This is a genomic window from Vreelandella aquamarina (assembly GCF_044805175.1).
Lineage (GTDB): Bacteria > Pseudomonadota > Gammaproteobacteria > Pseudomonadales > Halomonadaceae > Vreelandella > Vreelandella aquamarina_B.
The window spans coordinates 859,751-878,076 of sequence record NZ_CP085232.1; the positions used below are offsets into that span (position 1 = coordinate 859,751).

Genomic DNA, 18,326 nt, shown 5'->3' on the forward strand with positions numbered 1-18,326 from the left:
AAACGACATGGCTACTGAGATCAAAGCGCCAACCTTTCCGGAATCCGTTGCCGAAGGCACTGTGGCCGCGTGGCATAAAAAGCCGGGTGACAGCGTCGAACGCGACGAGCTGATTGTTGAAATTGAAACCGACAAAGTGGTGCTCGAAGTCGTCGCACCGGAAGCGGGTACCTTGACCGACGTGATGGCCGAAGAGGGCGATACCGTTGAGTCTGAGCAAGTATTGGGCAAAATTGGCGAAGGCAGCGCCGCTGGCGGCAAGGAAGAGAGCTCTTCTAGCAGCGATAGCGCTGAAAAAACCGAATCAAAAGCAGCGTCCAAGCCTGCTGGCGGCGGTAAAAAGCATGACGTAAAAGCGCCGAGCTTCCCTGAGTCTATTCAGGAAGGCACTGTCGCTACCTGGCACAAGAAGGTCGGCGAAGCGGTCAAGCGTGATGAAGTGCTGGCCGATATCGAAACCGACAAAGTCGTGCTAGAAGTCGTTGCACCGGCAGATGGCGCGTTGGAAGCAATCAAAGCCGAAGAGGGCAGCCAAGTAGAATCCGAAGCGATTCTGGCGACCTTCGTTGAAGGCGGCGGCAGCGATGAAACCAGCGCACCGGCTTCTAACGATGCCTCCAGCAGCGACGATGAAGGCGCTGACGAGAAAGTGGGCGACAAAATTCTTGCCCCGGCAGCACGTAAAATGGTGGCCGAGCACGATCTGGATGTGTCCAAAATCGAAGGCACCGGCAAAGGCGGTCGTATTCTGAAAGAAGACGTTCAGAAAGCTGTGAAAGATGGCTCTGCCAAGAAAGCAGCGAAGTCTTCTGCACCGGCAAAAGCGGCGGCATCGCCTGCGGTAGAGGGCGAGCGCGCCGAGAAGCGTGTACCGATGAGCCGCCTGCGCCAAACCATCGCTAAGCGCTTGGTTCAGGCCCAGCAAACAGCCGCCATGCTGACCACTTACAACGAAGTGGACATGGGTGCGGTCATGTCGCTGCGTGCGCAGTACAAAGACACCTTCCTGAAGGCTCACGACACCAAGCTCGGCTTTATGGGCTTCTTTGTTAAGGCAGCCTCCGAGGCGCTCAAGCGCTTCCCGGACGTCAACGCCTCTATCGACGGTACCGACATTGTTTACCATGGCTACCAGGATATCGGTGTAGCAGTATCTACCGACCGTGGCCTTGTGGTACCGGTTCTGCGTGATACCGACAGCATGAAAATTGCTGACGTCGAGAAGACCATTGTCGACTTCGGCAAGCGTGCACGCGACGGTAAGCTCGGCATCGACGAAATGCAGGGCGGCACTTTCACCATCACTAACGGCGGTATTTTTGGCTCGCTGATGTCGACACCGATCATCAACCCGCCGCAAACCGCTATCCTGGGCATGCACAAGATCCAGGAGCGTCCGATGGCGGTGAACGGCAAGGTTGAAATTCGCCCGATGATGTACCTGGCGCTTTCTTATGATCACCGCATGATCGATGGCAAAGACGCGGTACAATTCCTGGTTACGATTAAAGAGCTGTTGGAAGATCCGGCTCGTCTGCTGCTGGACGTATAACGAAGCGCGTTGATCCGCCTTCGCTGTTCATTAGCATTCTTATGCAATCGCACACGGCCTCCTCCCCAATGTCATCCAAATGGGAGGAGGCAACCAAGCTAAAGGAGCCAACATGGCTGACAAGTTTGATGTGATCGTTATCGGTGCGGGTCCTGGTGGTTACGTAGCGGCTATCCGCGCTGCGCAGCTGGGCCTGAAAACCGCCTGTGTTGAAAAGTGGATCGGTAAAGAAGGTAAGGTCGTACACGGCGGCACCTGCCTAAACGTAGGCTGTATCCCGTCCAAAGCGTTGCTTGAAGCGTCGCATAAGTTCGTTGAAGCCAAGCACGATTTCGACGACATGGGTATTGAAGCCGGTGACGTCACCATGGACGTCAAGAAAATGATGGCCCGCAAGGACAAGATCGTTAAGAACTTGACCGGCGGCATCTCTGGCCTGTTTAAGGCCAACGGCGTGACCGCCATTGAAGGCACCGGTAAAGTCGTATCTGGTAAGCAGGTTGAAGTCACCGACCTCGACGGCAACACCACCGCTTATGACGCCGACAACATCGTCATCGCAGCGGGCTCTGTGCCGGTAGAAATTCCGCCGACTCCGCTGACCGAAGGCCTGATCGTTGACTCTACCGGCGCGCTGGAATTCCAAGAAACGCCGAAGCGTCTTGGCGTGATCGGCGCGGGCGTTATCGGCCTGGAGCTGGGCAGCGTATGGAACCGCCTGGGTTCCGAGGTGACCGTACTGGAAGCGATGGATTCCTTCCTGCCAATGGTTGACACTGCGATCGCCAAAGAGACCCAAAAACTGCTCAAGAAGCAGGGTCTGGACATCAAACTGGGCGCCCGTGTGACTGGCTCGGAAGCGAAAGGCGAAGAAGTCCTCGTCAAGTACACCGATGCCAACGGCGAACAGGAAATGACCTTTGACAAGCTGATCGTTTGCGTTGGCCGTCGCCCCTACACCAAAGGCGTGATTGCCGACGGTGTGGGCATCGAGCTGGACGAGCGTGGCTTCATCTTTGTTGACGACCAGTGCCGTACCAACGTGCCGGGCGTTTACGCCATCGGTGACTGTGTACGTGGTCCGATGCTGGCGCACAAAGCGTCCGAAGAGGGCATCATGGTGGCTGACATCATCGCGGGCCACAAAGCCGAGATGAACTACGACACCATTCCGAACGTGATCTACACCTTCCCGGAAGTAGCGTGGGTCGGTATGACCGAGCAGGACGCCAAAGCCAAGGGTATCGAAGTCAAAACCGGTAGCTTCCCGTTCGCGGCCAGCGGTCGTGCTATGGCGAACAACGCCACCGAAGGTAGCGCCAAAATCATTGCTGATGCGGAAACCGACCGTATCCTCGGCATGCACATCGTCGGTCAACACGCGGGTGAAATGATTGCCCAAGGTGTGATCGCGATGGAATTTGGCTCTAGCGCCGAAGACCTCGCGCTGACCTGCTACGCGCACCCGACCATGTCGGAAGCCGTACATGAGGCAGCACTTGCGGTAGAAGGCCATGCGATCCATATGGCTAACCGTAAGAAGCGTAAATAATTCGCTAAGCAACAACCAAGCGCCACCGACAGGTGGCGCAACACTTTCAGCCCCACACGGTAACCGTTAGGGAATTGAAAGTACGGGGATGATCAGTGCTTTGCAGGTAGTCTGTCGAGCCAACTGGTCATCGTTCGAGTCACATGCAACCAATGGCATGAATCGATGAACCTTCACGAGTATCAAGGCAAACAGCTGTTTGCTGATTATGGTCTGCCAGTGTCCAAAGGCTTCGCCGTGGACACTCCCGAAGAAGCAGTAGAAGCGTGCAAAAAGATCGGCGGTGACATGTGGGTGGTGAAAGCCCAGGTTCACGCTGGCGGCCGCGGTAAAGCAGGCGGCGTTAAGTTGATCAAAGATCCGGCGGAAGCGAAAGCCTTCGCTGAGCAGTGGCTGGGTAAAAATCTGGTCACTTACCAGACTGATGAAAAAGGTCAGCCGGTTGCGAAAATTCTGGTTGAAAACTGCACCGATATCGCTTCAGAGCTATACCTGGGTGCTGTTGTTGACCGTACTACCCGTCGCGTGGTCTTCATGGCCTCTACCGAAGGCGGCGTAGAGATCGAGAAGGTGGCTGAAGAGACACCGGAGAAGATCCTCAAGGCTGAAATCGATCCGCTGGTGGGTGCACAGCCCTACCAAGCCCGTGAGTTGGCTTTTGCGCTGGGTCTGGAAGGCGACCAGGTGAAGCAGTTCACCAAGATTTTCCTGGGCCTCTCTAAGCTGTTCCATGACAAGGATCTGGCGCTGTTAGAGATCAACCCGCTGGTGATCACCGAAGAAGGCAACCTCCACTGCCTCGACGCCAAGATCAACCTGGACAGCAACGCCCTGTACCGTCACCCGGACCTGCAGGCCATGCGCGATCCTTCCCAGGAAGATCAGCGTGAAGCCGACGCGGCGAAGTGGGAACTGAACTATGTAGCCCTCGACGGTAACATCGGCTGCATGGTTAACGGCGCAGGCCTGGCCATGGGTACCATGGACATCGTCAACCTGAGTGGCGGCAAGCCCGCTAACTTCCTGGACGTTGGCGGCGGCGCGACCAAAGAGCGCGTAGCAGAAGCGTTCAAGATCATTCTGTCTGACGATAACGTTAAAGCCGTTCTGGTGAACATCTTCGGCGGTATCGTTCGTTGCGACATGATCGCTGAAGGCATCATCGGTGCCGTTGAGCAGGTTGGCGTCAACGTCCCGGTGGTCGTACGCCTGGAAGGTAACAACGCTGAATTGGGCGCTGAAAAACTGGCGTCCAGCGGTCTGAACATCATCGCTGCTACCAGTCTGACCGACGCGGCTCAGCAGGTTGTCAAAGCAGCGGAGGGCAAGTAATGAGCATCCTGATCGATAAGAACACCAAGGTCATCTGCCAAGGTTTCACCGGTGGCCAGGGCACGTTCCACTCCGAGCAGGCGATTGCCTATGGCACGCAAATGGTCGGTGGTGTGACGCCGGGCAAAGGCGGCCAGACGCACCTGGGCCTGCCTGTTTTCAACACCGTGAAAGAAGCGGTCGAGAAAACCGGCGCAGAAGCCAGCGTGATCTACGTACCGGCACCGTTCTGCAAAGACTCGATCCTTGAAGCTGCTAACGCTGGCATCAAGCTGATCGTGTGCATCACCGAAGGCATCGCAACCCTCGATATGCTCGACGCAAAAGTAAAATGCGACGAGCTGGGCGTGCGTCTTATCGGCCCGAACTGCCCGGGTGTGATCACTCCCGGCGAGTGCAAAATCGGTATCATGCCGGGTCACATCCACCAGCCGGGCCGCGTCGGTATCGTTTCCCGCTCTGGTACTCTGACCTACGAAGCCGTTAAACAGACCACTGACCACGGTTTCGGTCAGTCTACCTGTGTTGGTATCGGCGGCGACCCGATTCCGGGCTCCAACTTCATCGACATCCTGGAGATGTTCGAGAAGGACCCGAAAACCGAAGCGATCGTGATGATCGGCGAAATCGGCGGCACCGCTGAAGAAGAAGCCGCGGCTTACATCAAAGCCAACGTTTCTAAGCCGGTGGTTTCCTACATTGCCGGTGTCACTGCACCTCCTGGCAAGCGTATGGGCCACGCGGGCGCCATCATCTCTGGCGGTAAAGGTACTGCCGATGAGAAATTTGCTGCTCTTGAAGACGCCGGTGTGAAAACCGTTCGTTCTTTGGCGCAAATTGGCGACGCGCTGAAAGAAGTAACCGGCTGGTAAGCCGCGCACTTTTTTCGTGACGCTGAAAAGGGCACCTTCGGGTGTCCTTTTTGCGTTTGAGGGGGGTAAGTAAAGCGGTGAGGCGGCTAGCGCTGACGCAGCATGCGCGCGCTGTAGAGCAGTAGCAGCGGCGCGCCGGCGGCAAGATACAAGTGGTAGCTAATCAGCCGCCAAACCAGCACGGCGGCAGCGGCCTGTTCCCTCCCCATTAAAGGCAGCAGCAGGCTTCCCACCCCCACTTCAGCAGCCCCCGCGCCGCCAGGGAGAAAGCTGAATTGGCTGGCGGCCATGGCCAGCATCTGGGTTAAAAACGTCCAGAGCCAATCGGCATGTCCACCGATGCCAATCACCGCTAGGTAAAGCAAGCTGTAGCGCAGCAGCCAGTGTAGGGTTGTGAGTGCCAGCATCGCTGCCAACGTGGCTTTGGGTAGCGCCAGTGTCATACGCAGCGAATGGCGACAGCGTAACAGCCGCCTGACCAGCCAGCGCCTGCGGCTAGGGCGTATCCAAGCCAGCCACTGGCGTCGAGTACGCAGCAGCCTGGGTAAGTACCCCATCATCAGCGAGACGCCCACCGCTAACAGCGCCAATCCTAGTAACGAGAGCTGAACCAGCCCCTGGTGCGGCCACTGGGCATCGCCGAATATTGACATTGCCACCAGTCCACTGAGCATCAACAAAAAGAACAGCAGGTCGCACCCTTGGTCGATAAGAAACACCGCCGTGCCCTTCGCCGGAGAGAAGCCCCGCTGGGCAAGTAGTAACAGCAAAGTGGCTGGGCCGCCGCTGCCGCCTGGCGTTGCGCAGAGCGCACACTTCGCCGCCAATTCAATGCCCAGCGCACCACGCTGCCCAAGCTGCCCCGCGCGACCGTTCAGCATCAACCGCAGTCGAGCGGCGTTTAAATTCCAGCACAGTGCCGTCATGACAATCATCAGAATCAGCAGGCCAATAGGAAACTGCGCCACATGCTCAAAGGCTTGGCTACCACCCGCAAGCGATGTGAGCACCAGCGGCGCCACCAGGGCAGCCAGCAGTAGAACGCCGTGTAGCGGACGAAAGCGCAGCAGCCGTTGAGGGTTAGCGACGGAGGGCGAGGGCATCGGGCTGTTCGAGTCCACAGAGATCGACATAGTGCGTGAGCAGTGAGCCAATCACGCCATCCCAGCTAAACTGGCGCTCCACATAGTGGCGCGCGTAGCGCCCGCAGGCGCCGATGTCGTTGCTAAACAGCGCGGCGCAGGCGTCCGCCATGGCCTCCGGGTCCAGCGGCTGACAGAGCACGCCTGCACCCAGCGGTACGTTCTCGATCAGCGCTCCCGCGCGTGCGCCAATCACCGGCAGGCCGCTGGCCATCGCTTCCTGGGCCACCAGCCCAAAGGTTTCGCGGGTGCCCGCATGCAGCAACGCATCGCTACTGGCAAGCGCTCGGGCCACTTCATGGCTACCGCAACAGCGGTTTACTACCGTAACATTGCTGGGCACTTGAGTCGGCATTCCCGGCCCCATCAGCAGCAGGTGATAGTCGCTGCCAAGCGCTCGCATGGTGGCTAGCAGCACGTCGATATTTTTTTCTCGGGAGAAGCGGCCGACGAAAATCAGCAGCTTTTTATCCTCAGGAATGCCCATGGCCGTACGGAAGCCGGGATCACGCTGGGAAGGGTGGAACTGTTCCAAATCGACCCCCAGCGACTGCACGCGCACGTTGGGTACGCCCCATTCGATGAGGCGGTTGGCCATCGCATGGCAAGGTGCCAGCACGCTATCAAAGCGCTGATAAAGATCGACTACATAGCGAATCAGCCGCTGACAAACATGGCGGCCAAAGCGGTCGCCCATCAAGTGGGGTAAATCGGAGTGGTAGAAACCCACCACCGGCACGCCCAAGCGCTGGCCAGCCTCCAGCGCTGCCCAAGCGGTGACGTAAGGGTCGCCGGCTTCGATTAACGTGGGGGAGAGGTCTACCAGCGCATCACGCCATGGACGGCGGCGCAGCGGGAATCGATAGCCCTGCCCAAGGGGCAAGCGCAGCGCGGGTAGCGTGTGGTGGTCGCCTAAACTATCACGCTCAGCCCCCGGCACCAGCAGGCTGGTGCGCAGGTTAGGCGTGCGCGAGAGCACGCGATGCTTAGCCTGTAGATAGGTGCGAACGCCGCCGCTTGCTGGGGCGTGGAACATGGTCACATCGGCGATGTGCAAGGTAACCTCCGAGCCACATGAGTATCATCGAATCACCTTAGGATAGAAATAAGTCAATTCGGCGACAATTGAGCCGCCGCTGTTTATTTCCTACGAACCGCTTCCAGCTTTCTATTTCATCCCATTTCACTCTTTATCCCCATTCCCATCTATCGGCTTGGTTGCCGATGGTCGTTCTCTTGTGCGCATTAGTTGACTGTTTGCCGAGCTAGGCTAATATGACATCTATATGGATGGTATATGGATTCCAATTAGATGGTTTTTAAGTTAGTGACGTGCTTATATGGGCGGCACGGTTTAAGAAACCTCACATCAAGCAACATCCAACAGCCGTTCGACTATTTAGCGCAACGAGGAAGGACACATGAGCGTGCATGAGCTGCGCCGTAAGGGCGGTGATTCCAGTGAAAAGATCACCATTAACCTAGGGGTGGTTGACCTGGGGCAGATCGACCTGCTGGTCCAAGAAGGTTTTTACTCCAACCGGACCGATCTGATTCGCACCGCTATTCGTAATCAGTTAGCGACCCATGCTGAGGTCGTCAAAGACACCGTAAGCCGTAAGGCATTTGTGTTGGGCCTTGAGCATTACAGCCGGGCAGATCTAGAGGCTCTGCAGTCAGCCGGGGAGACGTTGCAAATTCAGGTGCTGGGCATGGCCAGCATTGCCGACGACGTGACGCCTGAGCTTGCCCTCGCCACCATCGAGTCCGTGGTGGTTTTGGGCGCACTTCATGCCAGCAAAGCGGTGAAAACCGCTCTGGCGGATCGAATCCACTGAACGACTCACTCAATAAGCGCTGACCGCGCAATCATTGAATAAGGATATTGAAAATGATCGATGCCACGATGACGAAGCGAATGGAAGAAGCGAAGCGGCTCACCCGCGCGGGAAAACTACAAGAGGCCATGGCGATTCTCCAGGGCGGCAGTCCCGACGTTAGAAGCGCAGAAACGCCGGATAATTCTTATCAGCAAGGCGATACTTTTGACGGGACCTGCGAGGTCATTGATGAAGAAGCCACCGTATCGAAGCCAGAGCCTTCTGAGGCGCCAACTGGAGCTTTCTCGCCCAGTGATATTCAGATGCCTGCAGCATGGCGCGATAAGTGGATGAAGTTTCGCGATGGAGTGGCGCAACCCGAGCAAGCGCCGAACTCCAGCGAGAAACCGCAGCCAGGCGCGTTCACTGCCGGTCGGTTTACTCACCCTGTGGGGGCGCGTAATTACAAACTGTATATCCCTAGCGGCTATCATGGGCAGGCGCTGCCGCTGGTAGTGATGCTGCATGGCTGCACGCAGAACCCTGATGATTTCGCTGCCGGAACCGAGATGAACCGGCTAGCCGAAGAGCAGCTGTGCTGTGTGCTCTATCCGGCTCAGCCGATGACCGCGAACAGCTCGAAATGCTGGAACTGGTTCAAGGCTGAAGACCAGCAGCGCGAAGGGGGAGAACCCGCCATCATCGCGGCCATGGCCCGCCAGATCATCGATACCCACGGGCTAGATGAAACGCGCGTCTATGTGGCCGGGCTTTCTGCAGGCGCGGCCATGGCAACCACCCTGGCGATGACCTACCCAGATCTGTTTGCGGCGGTAGGAGTGCACTCCGGGCTACCCTACGGCGTCGCCCAAAGCCTTCCCGATGCGTTAAGCGTTATGCAAGGAGGCTCCGGGCCTCTGGGCGTTGGTAAAGCGAAAGATACTCGTTGGTCATCGGATGTGCCCGTGATTATCTTTCATGGAGATCGTGACACCACCGTGCACCCCAGCAATGCGGAACGCGTGGCCGCTCAGTACCGTCAATCGCGCCAAGCAGGAGCAGCGGTGGAGCAGGGGAAAGTGGCGAATGGCCACTCCTATACGCGTACCACACACCACAACGGGAAGGGCAAACCTCACATAGAGCAGTGGCGCATTCACGGGGCGGGCCATGCCTGGTCAGGGGGCAGCGCTAAGGGCAGCTATACCGACCCCAAAGGCCCCGATGCTACTCAGGAAATGCTGCGGTTCTTCTTGCAGCACCAGCACGCTGGATAAATGCACTCACCTATCACTGCCACAGACACAACAACGGCGCCTTAAGGCGCCGTTGTTGTGTGGTGAGGCTTAGTAGAGATTGCTAAGCGGCAGGCTTGGCGACCAGCGAGCGTGTCTCTTCACGGGCTTCCGTGAGTGATACGCGCAGGCTATCGCCCAGCTTGAAGCGCTCTTCGCCTTCGATTTGGATACGGCCCTCTTTATCATCGATGACGACCTTATCGCGGTCACTGTGCATCAAGGGGGCAGGCACGAACGCCGTCGCGCCGTTCTCGATCAGGCGAACCCGCATGCCGCCACGGTTGATCGCCATGATCTCAGCTTCGAAGGTGTCCTGATTCTGCGCGGCTGGGGTCAGGTAGCGCACGTAGAGCCAATCTTTCACGTCGCGCTCGGCCATGCGGTTCAGGCGGCGGCGCTCGGTGAGCTGCTCGGTGAGCTGCTGGCTGGCTTCTGCCGGTGCCTGCTCGCCCTTCAGCACGCGCTTGATCAAGCGGTGGTTGACCATATCGCCGTACTTACGAATCGGCGAGGTCCAGGTGGCGTAAGCGGGCAGGCCCAGGCCGAAGTGCGGGCCAGGCTGGGCCGACATGCTGGTGAAGCCTTGGAAACGGCGCAGGCGCGCATCCAGCCAGGCGTCATCGCGGCTCTCAAGCGCGCGCTTCAGCTCTTTATAGTGGGCAAGCTCGGTGAGCGCTTCCTGGGCGACTTCGATTTCCTGGGTAGCCAGGAACTCTTGTGCCGCTTCGGCTTTTTCCGGCTCGAAAGCGCGGTGCACGTTGAAGATGCCGTGGCCGATATGGCTGGCCAGGAAGTCCGCGCAGCAGGCGTTGGCGGCAATCATCGACTCTTCGATCATGCGGTTGGCAATGCGGCGGTCTTCGGTACGAATGCCCAGCACGTTGCCCGCTTCATCCAGGTCAAACACGTAGTCAGGACGATCTTTAAATACCAAGGCGTGCTCGTTACGCCACGCGGTACGCGCTTCGGTCAGCTCACGTAGCGCGTTCAGCTGTTCGGCAATGTTGTCTGCCGGAGTCCATTCGCCTTGGCCTTCAGTCCAATCGGAGACGCGCTCATACACCAGCTTGGCGTGGGATTTTACGTTGGCCGCGAAGAAGCGATAGTCGCCCAGGCTGCCGTCGGCGTTAATGTTCAGCGTACAGGCGAGTGCTGGGCGCTCTTGGCCTTCCCACAGTGAGCAGAGGTCGTCCGCCAGCTGCTCGGGCAGCATGGTCACGTTCTGGCCCGGCAGGTAGACGGTAAACGCACGGGTGCGTGCTTCCAGGTCGGCGGCGTGGCCCTCTTCCACATAAGCGGTAGGGTCGGCAATCGCTACGCTCAGCTGCCAGCCACCTTCCGGGCGGGCAACGATGTGCAGCGCGTCATCCATATCGCGGGTCTTTTCACTGTCGATAGTGAAGAAGGGCTGCTCGGTCAGGTCTTCCCGCGTTAGGCCCTCGTCGCGCAGCGGCCAGTCGCTGCCGGCATCCGGGCACTCCTGCTCCAGCGCGTGGCGGGCCAGCGTGACGCGCCACGGCACGGCGGGGTCGTCGGCTTTGGCCACCAGCTCATCAATCTGGGTGAAGAAGCCGCGGTCGTTCTCTTTCAGTGGGTGGCGCACCAGGCGTGCCACGACCCAATCGCCATCGGCAATGGTGTTTTCATCCAGGCTGTTTTTGATGCGTGCCTTTAGGACATTGCGAATTGAGGGGTGGTCCGGCACGACTGCGAGGCGGCCTTCGCGCTTTTGCACGCGGGCAACGAAGCGATCCAAACCGGCTTCGATGAGCTTTTCCGGTTCGACCGACTTCTTATCGCCGTTCTCGTGAATCACGGCTTCCACGCGGTCTCCGTGCAGCACCTGCTTCATGGCGGGGGGCGGCACGAAATAGGATTCGCCGCTATCGGTTTCAAGAAACCCGAAGCCTTTTTCGGTCGCTTTGATCACCCCTTCAGCGCGCGGGGTGGTTTCACGGATCTGTTGCTTGAGCTGGGCAAGCAGGGAGTTGTTTTGAAGCATGTGTTCGATCAGTTGGCGAGAGTAGGCTGCCACTATACGGATTCCCACTGGCCGCGCCAATCGTTCCCCGGTGGGAAGTGGCTGCCTATACGGCAGGTCAATGGCTTACCTACCCCTGGCTGAATCGGTTAAGCTGAAATACTGCCACGCAAACTGAGCCAACGCACAAGGAGCGCCTTATGACCCCTCGCCTGATTGTTTCCGACCTGGATGGCACGCTGCTGGGCAGCGACCATCGGTTACATGACAGCACTGTGGAGGTGCTACGCGCGCTGGTTCAGCAGGGGCACCATCTCGCGCTGGCCTCGGGCCGCCACTATCACGATATGCGAGTGTTCCGCGACGAGCTAGGCGTGCCTGCCCATCTGATCAGCACCAATGGGGCCTACACCCACGACCCGAACGATGATTTGGTCAGCGCGTCGCACCTCAACCCGGAACATGCCCACACGCTGATTCATTTACCCCGGCCGCCCCAAGTGCGACTTAGCCTTTACCGTGAGGCGGGTTGGCATGTGGATGCCGAAGCGCCACACCTGCTCTCGCTGCACGCCTCGACGGGCTTTCGCTATGACGTCGTGCCACCCGAGCAGATGGACGCCAACGGCGTGGGCAAAGTGCTCTATTTGGGCGACCCGGAGGCACTAGCGGAACTGGAAACCCAGGCGCAAGCGGCCCACGGCGATGGGCTGCACATTACTTACTCCACGGTGGACTCGCTAGAGATCATGGCGGGCGGGGTCAACAAAGGCGTGGCGCTAGCGGCACTGTTGGAGTCGCTTGGGCTCACCGCCGCCGACTGCCTCGCCTTTGGCGATAACCTCAACGACACCGAAATGCTCACCCTAGCCGGTGAAGCCCATGTGATGGCCAATGCCCATCCGGCACTTTTTGACCGCGTACCCGCCGCCCAGCGTATCGGCCACCACGGTGAAGCGGCAGTGGCAACGTGGTTAAAACAGCGCTTTGGGCTGTAGCGTAGTGCGAGTTATGTTGTCCTGTGCTAGCGCTCTGCCACCTTAGTCGATAGCCGCTTGCGGTAGGCGATGTGCTCCACCATCATCTAGCCCCTAAAACGACAATCACCAGGGGCGCTTTCCACAATGACAACCACGCCTGCTACCTTAATGGTCGTCGACGATGACCCAGAAATCCGTGAGCTGCTGGCGGATTACCTGGGTCGGCACGGTTACCAGGTGCTGACCGCCGATGGGGCTGACGCTCTCTACCCGCAGCTTGCCGAGCACACGCCGGATTTACTGATTGTCGATGTGATGATGCCCGGCGATGACGGTTTTACGATCTGTCGGGAGCTGCGCAAAACCAACGACACACCCATCATCATGCTCACCGCCAGCGCTGATGATACCGACCGTATCCTGGGGCTGGAGCTGGGGGCCGACGATTACATCGGCAAACCCTTCAATCCCCGCGAGCTGCTGGCACGCATTAAAGCAGTGCTACGCCGCTCCCGCTCGGCGACGGCTCCCCATGAGGCACGCTGGGTACGCTTTGGCGAGTGGCAGCTCGACCGTATGACCCGGGAACTGATTGACCAGGCAGGCGAGCGCACCGCGCTTTCAGGGGCAGATTTTCAGCTGCTACAAGTGTTTTTAGAACGCCCCGCGCAGGTGATCACTCGCGATGACCTATATACCCTGACCCGCGGCCGCGATGCGCCGCCGCTGGACCGTTCGATTGACGTACACGTGTGTCGGCTGCGCCAGCGGTTAGGTGAAGATGCCCAGCACTCTCAGCTTATTCGCACCGTGCGTGGGGCAGGTTATGTGCTTACGGCCAGGGTAGAATCAGCGTCGTGAAGGCGTGGCGGCGCTGGTTGAAACGGTATTCGCGCTGGCTACCCAGCAGCCTGCGCGGCCGCTTTGTCATTATCATGATTGCTGGTGTGCTGGCCGCCCAGGTGGCTAGCTACGCCATTTGGACCTCCCAGGTGCGCGCCAGCCAGCTCGAACAGCTCGATGAGCTTTCCAGCAATATGGCGTTTAGCATCGCTTCTACCATGAAGTTTTTCCGCTCGCTGCCGGTGGACTACCGGCATATCGTACTCGACCAGCTGCGTAATATGGGGGGCACACGCTTTTTTGTCAGCGTGAACGAGCGGCGTATTCCTGTGGAAGACATTGGTAGCGGCCCGGAAAAAGCGGTAGTGGTGAACAATGTACGCACCATTCTTACCCAGCAGCTCTCGATTGACGATGTAGTGGTGGAGTTCTCCCGCCCGGAAACCCTGCGGGTGTTTAATAACGAAATACTGCTCTACGACCTGCCGCCCCGCTGGGGGCAGCACAGCCTGCTGATGGAACCCCTTTCGCCGCCCATTCTGGTGGTGCAGTTAGAGCTTGCCCCAGATACTTGGCTCTATGTGGCCACGCTGCTGGGCGTGCCAGATATTTTCAGCGGCTACCGCTGGCTCTCGGAAGAGCGGCTGCTGGCAGGCATCGTCGTGCTGCTCACCGTGCTGGCGCTGTCGCTATTGGGCATCAGTAGCGTGACGCGACCGCTGGCAAGGCTCTCCCGGGCGGCGCGCCAGCTCGGCGATGATCTGGACAGCCCGCCTTTAAAAGAGAGTGGCCCCAAGGAGGTAGCGGCCACCGCCGTGGCGTTTAATCGCATGCAGCGGCGTATTCGCGAGCAGGTGGAGGAGCGGGAGCGGCTCTTCTCCGCGATCTCCCACGACTTAAAAACGCCGATTACCCGCATGCGCTTACGGGCTGAAATGCTCGATGACCCGCTTCAGCGCGAACGCTTCTGCGCCTCGCTGGATGAGCTGTCAGAGCTGGTCAAGGGCGCGCTGGCCTCCGTCAAAGGCCTCGATTTACATGAAGAGCCGCAGCCGACCGATCTCAACGCGTTGGCGACCGAGTTGGCCGAGGCGCTGCGCTTGCAGGGTGGCGATGTGCAGGTGGAAGGGCAGGTGGCCCTGCTAACGGTCAAACCGCTGGCAATGAAGCGCTGCCTGGCGAACCTGCTGGAGAACGCGGTATTTTACGGTCAGTGCGCCAGAGTAACCCTGGAAGAGCAGGCGGGCATGGTACGCCTACATATCCACGACAGTGGCCCCGGTATTCCCCAGGAGCAGCTTGGCCGCGTGTTCTCCCCCTTTGTGCGCTTGGAGGCTTCCCGCAGCCGCCACACCGGTGGCAGTGGCCTGGGGCTGGGCATAGCCCGACACATTGCTCGTGCACATGGGGGTGATATTACCCTCACCAATCACCCCGCAGGCGGGTTGCTGGCCACGCTGGCGCTACCTCGCCAAACCAGTGTTACAGACTTGTAATACATCGCTAACACTATGCAGGACTCGGTAACTCCCGTTGTTGCCCCAGCTGGCGTACTCTGCAATAAGCCGTTTCACTCCCTAAAAAGCGGCGCCATATCAGCGATAAAAACGGCACCCCCACCGTTCTATCCATAAAAACAACAGCAGGAGCTACTCATGCGTATTCCGTTACCCGCATTTAAAAAATCCGCCCTCGCACTGGCCTTAGCGGCAGGCACGGCGATGGCAGGCGCAGCCCAGGCCAACGAGGTTGAAGTGCTGCACTGGTGGACCTCTGGAGGCGAAGCCCGGGCGGCTAATGTGCTAAAAGAGCTAATGGAAGCCGAAGGTTACGGCTGGCAAGACTTTGCTGTGGCTGGCGGTGGCGGTGAAACCGCGATGACGGTTCTCAAATCCCGCGCCATGTCTGGCAACCCGCCTTCCGCCGCCCAAATTAAAGGCCCGGAAATCCAGGAGTGGGGCGAGCTGGGCCTGCTGGGTGATTTAAATGAGGTGGCTGAGGCCGAAGGCTGGAACGACCTGCTGCCCGAGATTGTGGCCAACATTATGCGTTACGACGGCCAGTACGTGGCCGTGCCCGCGAACGTACACCGGGTCAACTGGCTATGGGCCAACCCGGACGTGCTGGAAGCTGCGGGCGTTGAGATGCCCACTACCCTAGATGAGCTGTTTACCGCCGGGGAAGCGATTCGTGAAGCCGGGTTTGTGCCGCTAGCCCACGGTGGCCAAGCGTGGCAGGACGCCACCGTGTTTGAAAGCGTGGTGCTGGGTAGCCAAGGCACCGAGTTCTATCAGCAGGCGCTGGTGGAGCTAGACCCGGAAGCCCTGGGCGGCGAGCAGATGGTCGCCGCGCTGGAAGACTTCAAACGCCTGCGCGAGCTGATGGACGAAGGCATGCCGGGCCGTGATTGGAACATTGCCACCGCGATGGTGATTGAAGGCGTAGCGGGCTTCCAGTTGATGGGTGACTGGGCGAAGGGTGAGTTCACCGCCGCAGGTCTGACCGCCGGTGAAGATTATCTGTGCGCCGCCGCTCCGGGCACTGAAGACGCCTTTACCTTCAACATCGACAGCCTAGCGATGTTCCGCGTCACCGATGATGCCGAGCGTGAAGCCCAGCACACGCTGGCGCGCTTGGTGCTAGAACCCACCTTCCAGGAAGCCTTCAACCTTGCCAAAGGCTCTATTCCCGCGCGTCCTGACCTGGATATGAGCGAGTTCGACAGCTGTGCCCAGCAGTCGCTGGCGGACTTCCAACGCACCGCCGATGAAGGTGGCTTAGTGCCCAGCATGGCCCACGGTATGGCCGTTCGCGCCGACGTTCAGGGGGCTATTTTTGACGTCGTCACTAACTACTTCAACGACGCCGATATGCCCGCCGAAGAAGCCGCCCAACGTATGGTTAGTGCCGCTGAAGCCGCTTCGTTTTAAACGCGGCGCCATTCCGGCAACAGCGCGGAATAAGCGCTGAACGTACGTAACCAGCGCCGCCGCAACGGCGGCGCTAGCGGTTGATTGGCGAGGAATTTCCCATGAGCGAAACCACAACGCGCACCGCGTTGCGGCCAACGGTATCCGGTCGGCTGCAAGCCTGGTTGCCACGGCTAGTACTGGCACCCTCGGTGGCGGTGTCTCTGTTTTTCGTTTACGGCTTTATGCTGTGGACCTTTGTTTTATCTCTCACCAGCTCACGCATGTTGCCAAGCTACGACTTCGTCGGGTTTGGCCAGTATGCGCGGCTGATGGCCAACGAGCGTTGGTGGGTTGCCTCCACCAACCTGATGATCTTTGGCGCGCTGTTTATCATTATCTGCCTCGTGCTGGGGGCGCTGCTGGCGATTTTGCTAGATCAGAAGATCCGCCAGGAGGGCGCACTGCGCACCGTCTATCTCTACCCCATGGCGCTGTCATTCATCGTCACTGGTGTGGTGTGGAAGTGGCTGCTAAACCCGCAGTTAGGCATCCAGGCCATGGTGCAAAGCTGGGGCTTCGAGTCGTTTGAATTCGATTGGATTGTCGACCCGGATATGGCGATTTACACCCTGGTAATTGCCGCCGTCTGGCAGGCCTCTGGCTTCGTGATGGCGCTGTTTTTAGCCGGGCTGCGCGGTATTGACGACAGCATCGTCAAAGCTGCACAGCTCGATGGCGCAAGCCTACCGCGCATCTACTGGCGGGTGGTGATGCCCTGCCTGCGTCCGGTGGTGTTCAGCGCGGTGATGATTTTGGCCCACATTGCCATCAAAAGTTTTGACCTGGTGGTGGCACTCACCGGCGGCGGGCCGGGCTACGCAACGGACTTACCCGCTACCTTTATGTACACCCACGCCTTTAACCGCGCGCAAATCGGCCTGGGGTCTGCCAGCGCCATGCTAATGCTCGGCGGCGTGCTGGCCATCCTGATTCCTTATCTCTACTCCGAACTAAGGAGCCGCAAACATGGCTAATGTGATTCGTCGCCAAACGCCTGCGGCCAAGTTGTGGCGGGGCGTGCTGTACGCGGTGCTGGTCATCGCCGCGCTGTTCTACGTGCTGCCGCTGGTGGTCATGCTGATGACTTCTATCAAACCGCTGAGCGAAATCAGCGCCGGTACGCTGCTGTCATTACCACAAGACCCAACGCTGGCCCCTTGGAAAAAAGCCTGGGGCGAAGCCTGTACCGGCATGCGCTGCGAAGGTGTCGGCGGTTATTTCTGGAACTCCTTTGCTATCGTCATTCCCGCAGTATTGATCTCCACCGCCGTGGGGGCGCTCAATGGCTACGCTCTGACCAAGTGGCGCTTTAAAGGCTCCGAGCTGGTGTTCGCGCTGATGCTGTTTGGCTGCTTTATTCCGTTTCAGGTGGTGCTGCTGCCCATGGCGCAAACTCTGGGCTGGCTGGGGCTTTCCAGCTCGCGGGCGGGGCTGATCCTGGTGCACGTGGTGTTTGGTATCGCCTTTACCACGCTATTTTTCCGCAACTTCTACGTAGGGATTCCCAACGAGCTAGTCTCGGCGGCCAAGCTAGACGGTGCCGGGTTCTTCCGTATTTTCTGGCGCATCCTGCTGCCGGTGTCCGCCCCCATCATCGTGGTCTCGGTGATCTGGCAGTTCACCCAAATCTGGAACGACTTCCTATTCGGCGTGGCGTTCTCCGCCCACGACACCCAGCCGGTTACCGTGGCGCTCAACAATTTGGTGAACACCTCCACCGGCGTGCGCGAATACAACGTCGATATGGCCGCCGCCATGATTGCCGCGCTGCCCACCCTGGTGGTGTACGTGCTGGCGGGTAAATACTTCGTACGTGGGCTGACGGCAGGCTCCGTAAAGGGCTAATAACAACTAGGTGCATGGCAGTCGCAGGTAGAGGTCAGATCACCCCGTAGCGGGGGTCTTTCGCCAGGACGGCGAAAGTAGCGCCCAGGGAAGGGTTTACAGCGCCCCCGCCAAGGGGTGATCTGACCGGTGCCAAT

The 18,326-nt window shown here is 59.0% G+C and carries 15 protein-coding genes; 12 read left to right on the plus strand and 3 right to left on the minus strand.

Annotated elements, in window-relative coordinates:
- Positions 1 to 7: 7 nt before the first annotated feature.
- The 4 genes from odhB to sucD all read left to right on the plus strand — a co-directional run bounded on the left by odhB (position 8) and on the right by sucD (position 5,308).
- On the plus strand, positions 8 to 1,552 hold the full coding sequence (gene odhB / locus LG300_RS04030) for a 2-oxoglutarate dehydrogenase complex dihydrolipoyllysine-residue succinyltransferase (protein ID WP_404377116.1): 1,545 nt from the start codon (positions 8 to 10) through the stop codon (positions 1,550 to 1,552).
- A gap of 112 nt (positions 1,553 to 1,664) precedes the next feature.
- Entirely contained in the window at positions 1,665 to 3,104 is a 1,440-nt protein-coding gene (gene lpdA, locus LG300_RS04035) for a dihydrolipoyl dehydrogenase (protein ID WP_404377117.1), read from the plus strand.
- Between the two features lie 165 nt (positions 3,105 to 3,269).
- Positions 3,270 to 4,436, plus strand: coding sequence for an ADP-forming succinate--CoA ligase subunit beta (gene sucC, locus LG300_RS04040; protein ID WP_404377118.1), 1,167 nt, complete (start codon positions 3,270 to 3,272; stop codon positions 4,434 to 4,436).
- Complete coding sequence (sucD, locus tag LG300_RS04045; RefSeq protein ID WP_044627828.1) at positions 4,436 to 5,308, plus strand: succinate--CoA ligase subunit alpha; 873 nt, start codon at positions 4,436 to 4,438, stop codon at positions 5,306 to 5,308. Before sucC ends, sucD begins: the two co-directional genes overlap by 1 nt.
- Before the next feature lie 86 nt (positions 5,309 to 5,394).
- On the opposite strand, the gene LG300_RS04050 is transcribed toward sucD, so the two are convergent.
- Both LG300_RS04050 and LG300_RS04055 read right to left on the minus strand, forming a co-directional pair.
- Positions 5,395 to 6,411: a YbhN family protein gene (locus tag LG300_RS04050; RefSeq protein WP_404377119.1), complete on the minus strand. Its 1,017-nt coding sequence runs from the start codon at positions 6,409 to 6,411 to the stop codon at positions 5,395 to 5,397.
- Complete coding sequence (locus LG300_RS04055; protein WP_404377120.1) at positions 6,389 to 7,507, minus strand: glycosyltransferase family 4 protein; 1,119 nt, start codon at positions 7,505 to 7,507, stop codon at positions 6,389 to 6,391. The genes LG300_RS04050 and LG300_RS04055 overlap by 23 nt, the downstream gene beginning before the upstream one ends.
- A gap of 364 nt (positions 7,508 to 7,871) precedes the next feature.
- On the opposite strand from LG300_RS04055, the gene LG300_RS04060 reads away from it, so the two are divergent.
- Both LG300_RS04060 and LG300_RS04065 read left to right on the plus strand, forming a co-directional pair.
- Complete coding sequence (locus LG300_RS04060) at positions 7,872 to 8,288, plus strand: CopG family transcriptional regulator (RefSeq protein ID WP_404377121.1); 417 nt, start codon at positions 7,872 to 7,874, stop codon at positions 8,286 to 8,288.
- 53 nt (positions 8,289 to 8,341) lie between these two features.
- Positions 8,342 to 9,547, plus strand: a complete 1,206-nt coding sequence (locus LG300_RS04065) for an alpha/beta hydrolase family esterase (RefSeq protein WP_404377122.1) — start codon at positions 8,342 to 8,344, stop codon at positions 9,545 to 9,547.
- 82 nt (positions 9,548 to 9,629) lie between these two features.
- Here LG300_RS04065 and LG300_RS04070 read toward each other — a convergent pair whose 3' ends face one another.
- A complete protein-coding gene (locus tag LG300_RS04070; RefSeq protein ID WP_404377984.1) occupies positions 9,630 to 11,570 on the minus strand; it encodes an exoribonuclease II in 1,941 nt (646 codons plus the stop codon).
- A gap of 179 nt (positions 11,571 to 11,749) precedes the next feature.
- Here LG300_RS04070 and LG300_RS04075 point away from each other — a divergent pair, with 179 nt between their 5' ends.
- From LG300_RS04075 to LG300_RS04100, 6 genes are all read left to right on the plus strand, one after another.
- Entirely contained in the window at positions 11,750 to 12,547 is a 798-nt protein-coding gene (locus LG300_RS04075; protein WP_404377123.1) for a Cof-type HAD-IIB family hydrolase, read from the plus strand.
- A 126-nt stretch (positions 12,548 to 12,673) separates the two neighbouring features.
- Entirely contained in the window at positions 12,674 to 13,390 is a 717-nt protein-coding gene (locus tag LG300_RS04080; RefSeq protein WP_404377124.1) for a response regulator, read from the plus strand.
- Positions 13,391 to 13,464: 74 nt separating this feature from the next.
- Positions 13,465 to 14,868, plus strand: a complete 1,404-nt coding sequence (locus LG300_RS04085) for an ATP-binding protein (RefSeq protein WP_404377985.1) — start codon at positions 13,465 to 13,467, stop codon at positions 14,866 to 14,868.
- A gap of 159 nt (positions 14,869 to 15,027) precedes the next feature.
- A complete protein-coding gene (locus LG300_RS04090) occupies positions 15,028 to 16,302 on the plus strand; it encodes an ABC transporter substrate-binding protein (protein ID WP_404377125.1) in 1,275 nt (424 codons plus the stop codon).
- A 101-nt stretch (positions 16,303 to 16,403) separates the two neighbouring features.
- Positions 16,404 to 17,318 (plus strand): carbohydrate ABC transporter permease, encoded by a 915-nt coding sequence (locus LG300_RS04095; protein WP_404377126.1) that lies wholly within the window; start codon positions 16,404 to 16,406, stop codon positions 17,316 to 17,318.
- Positions 17,311 to 18,189 carry a carbohydrate ABC transporter permease gene (locus tag LG300_RS04100; RefSeq protein ID WP_404377127.1) on the plus strand — a complete coding sequence of 293 codons (879 nt, stop codon included), beginning with the start codon at positions 17,311 to 17,313 and terminating at the stop codon, positions 18,187 to 18,189. The genes LG300_RS04095 and LG300_RS04100 overlap by 8 nt, the downstream gene beginning before the upstream one ends.
- Positions 18,190 to 18,326 lie beyond the last annotated feature (137 nt).

What these genes read in the sequence shown, in the direction of transcription:
- odhB (WP_404377116.1), top strand. Translation starts at nt 8, where the DNA reads ATGGCTACTGAGATCAAAGCGCCAACCTTTCCGGAATCCGTTGCCGAA.
- lpdA (WP_404377117.1), top strand. Translation starts at nt 1,665, where the DNA reads ATGGCTGACAAGTTTGATGTGATCGTTATCGGTGCGGGTCCTGGTGGT.
- sucC (WP_404377118.1), top strand. Translation starts at nt 3,270, where the DNA reads ATGAACCTTCACGAGTATCAAGGCAAACAGCTGTTTGCTGATTATGGT.
- sucD (WP_044627828.1), top strand. Translation starts at nt 4,436, where the DNA reads ATGAGCATCCTGATCGATAAGAACACCAAGGTCATCTGCCAAGGTTTC.
- LG300_RS04050 (WP_404377119.1), bottom strand. Translation starts at nt 6,411, where the DNA reads ATGCCCTCGCCCTCCGTCGCTAACCCTCAACGGCTGCTGCGCTTTCGT.
- LG300_RS04060 (WP_404377121.1), top strand. Translation starts at nt 7,872, where the DNA reads ATGAGCGTGCATGAGCTGCGCCGTAAGGGCGGTGATTCCAGTGAAAAG.
- LG300_RS04065 (WP_404377122.1), top strand. Translation starts at nt 8,342, where the DNA reads ATGATCGATGCCACGATGACGAAGCGAATGGAAGAAGCGAAGCGGCTC.
- LG300_RS04070 (WP_404377984.1), bottom strand. Translation starts at nt 11,570, where the DNA reads ATGCTTCAAAACAACTCCCTGCTTGCCCAGCTCAAGCAACAGATCCGT.
- LG300_RS04075 (WP_404377123.1), top strand. Translation starts at nt 11,750, where the DNA reads ATGACCCCTCGCCTGATTGTTTCCGACCTGGATGGCACGCTGCTGGGC.
- LG300_RS04080 (WP_404377124.1), top strand. Translation starts at nt 12,674, where the DNA reads ATGACAACCACGCCTGCTACCTTAATGGTCGTCGACGATGACCCAGAA.
- LG300_RS04085 (WP_404377985.1), top strand. Translation starts at nt 13,465, where the DNA reads ATGATTGCTGGTGTGCTGGCCGCCCAGGTGGCTAGCTACGCCATTTGG.
- LG300_RS04090 (WP_404377125.1), top strand. Translation starts at nt 15,028, where the DNA reads ATGCGTATTCCGTTACCCGCATTTAAAAAATCCGCCCTCGCACTGGCC.
- LG300_RS04095 (WP_404377126.1), top strand. Translation starts at nt 16,404, where the DNA reads ATGAGCGAAACCACAACGCGCACCGCGTTGCGGCCAACGGTATCCGGT.
- LG300_RS04100 (WP_404377127.1), top strand. Translation starts at nt 17,311, where the DNA reads ATGGCTAATGTGATTCGTCGCCAAACGCCTGCGGCCAAGTTGTGGCGG.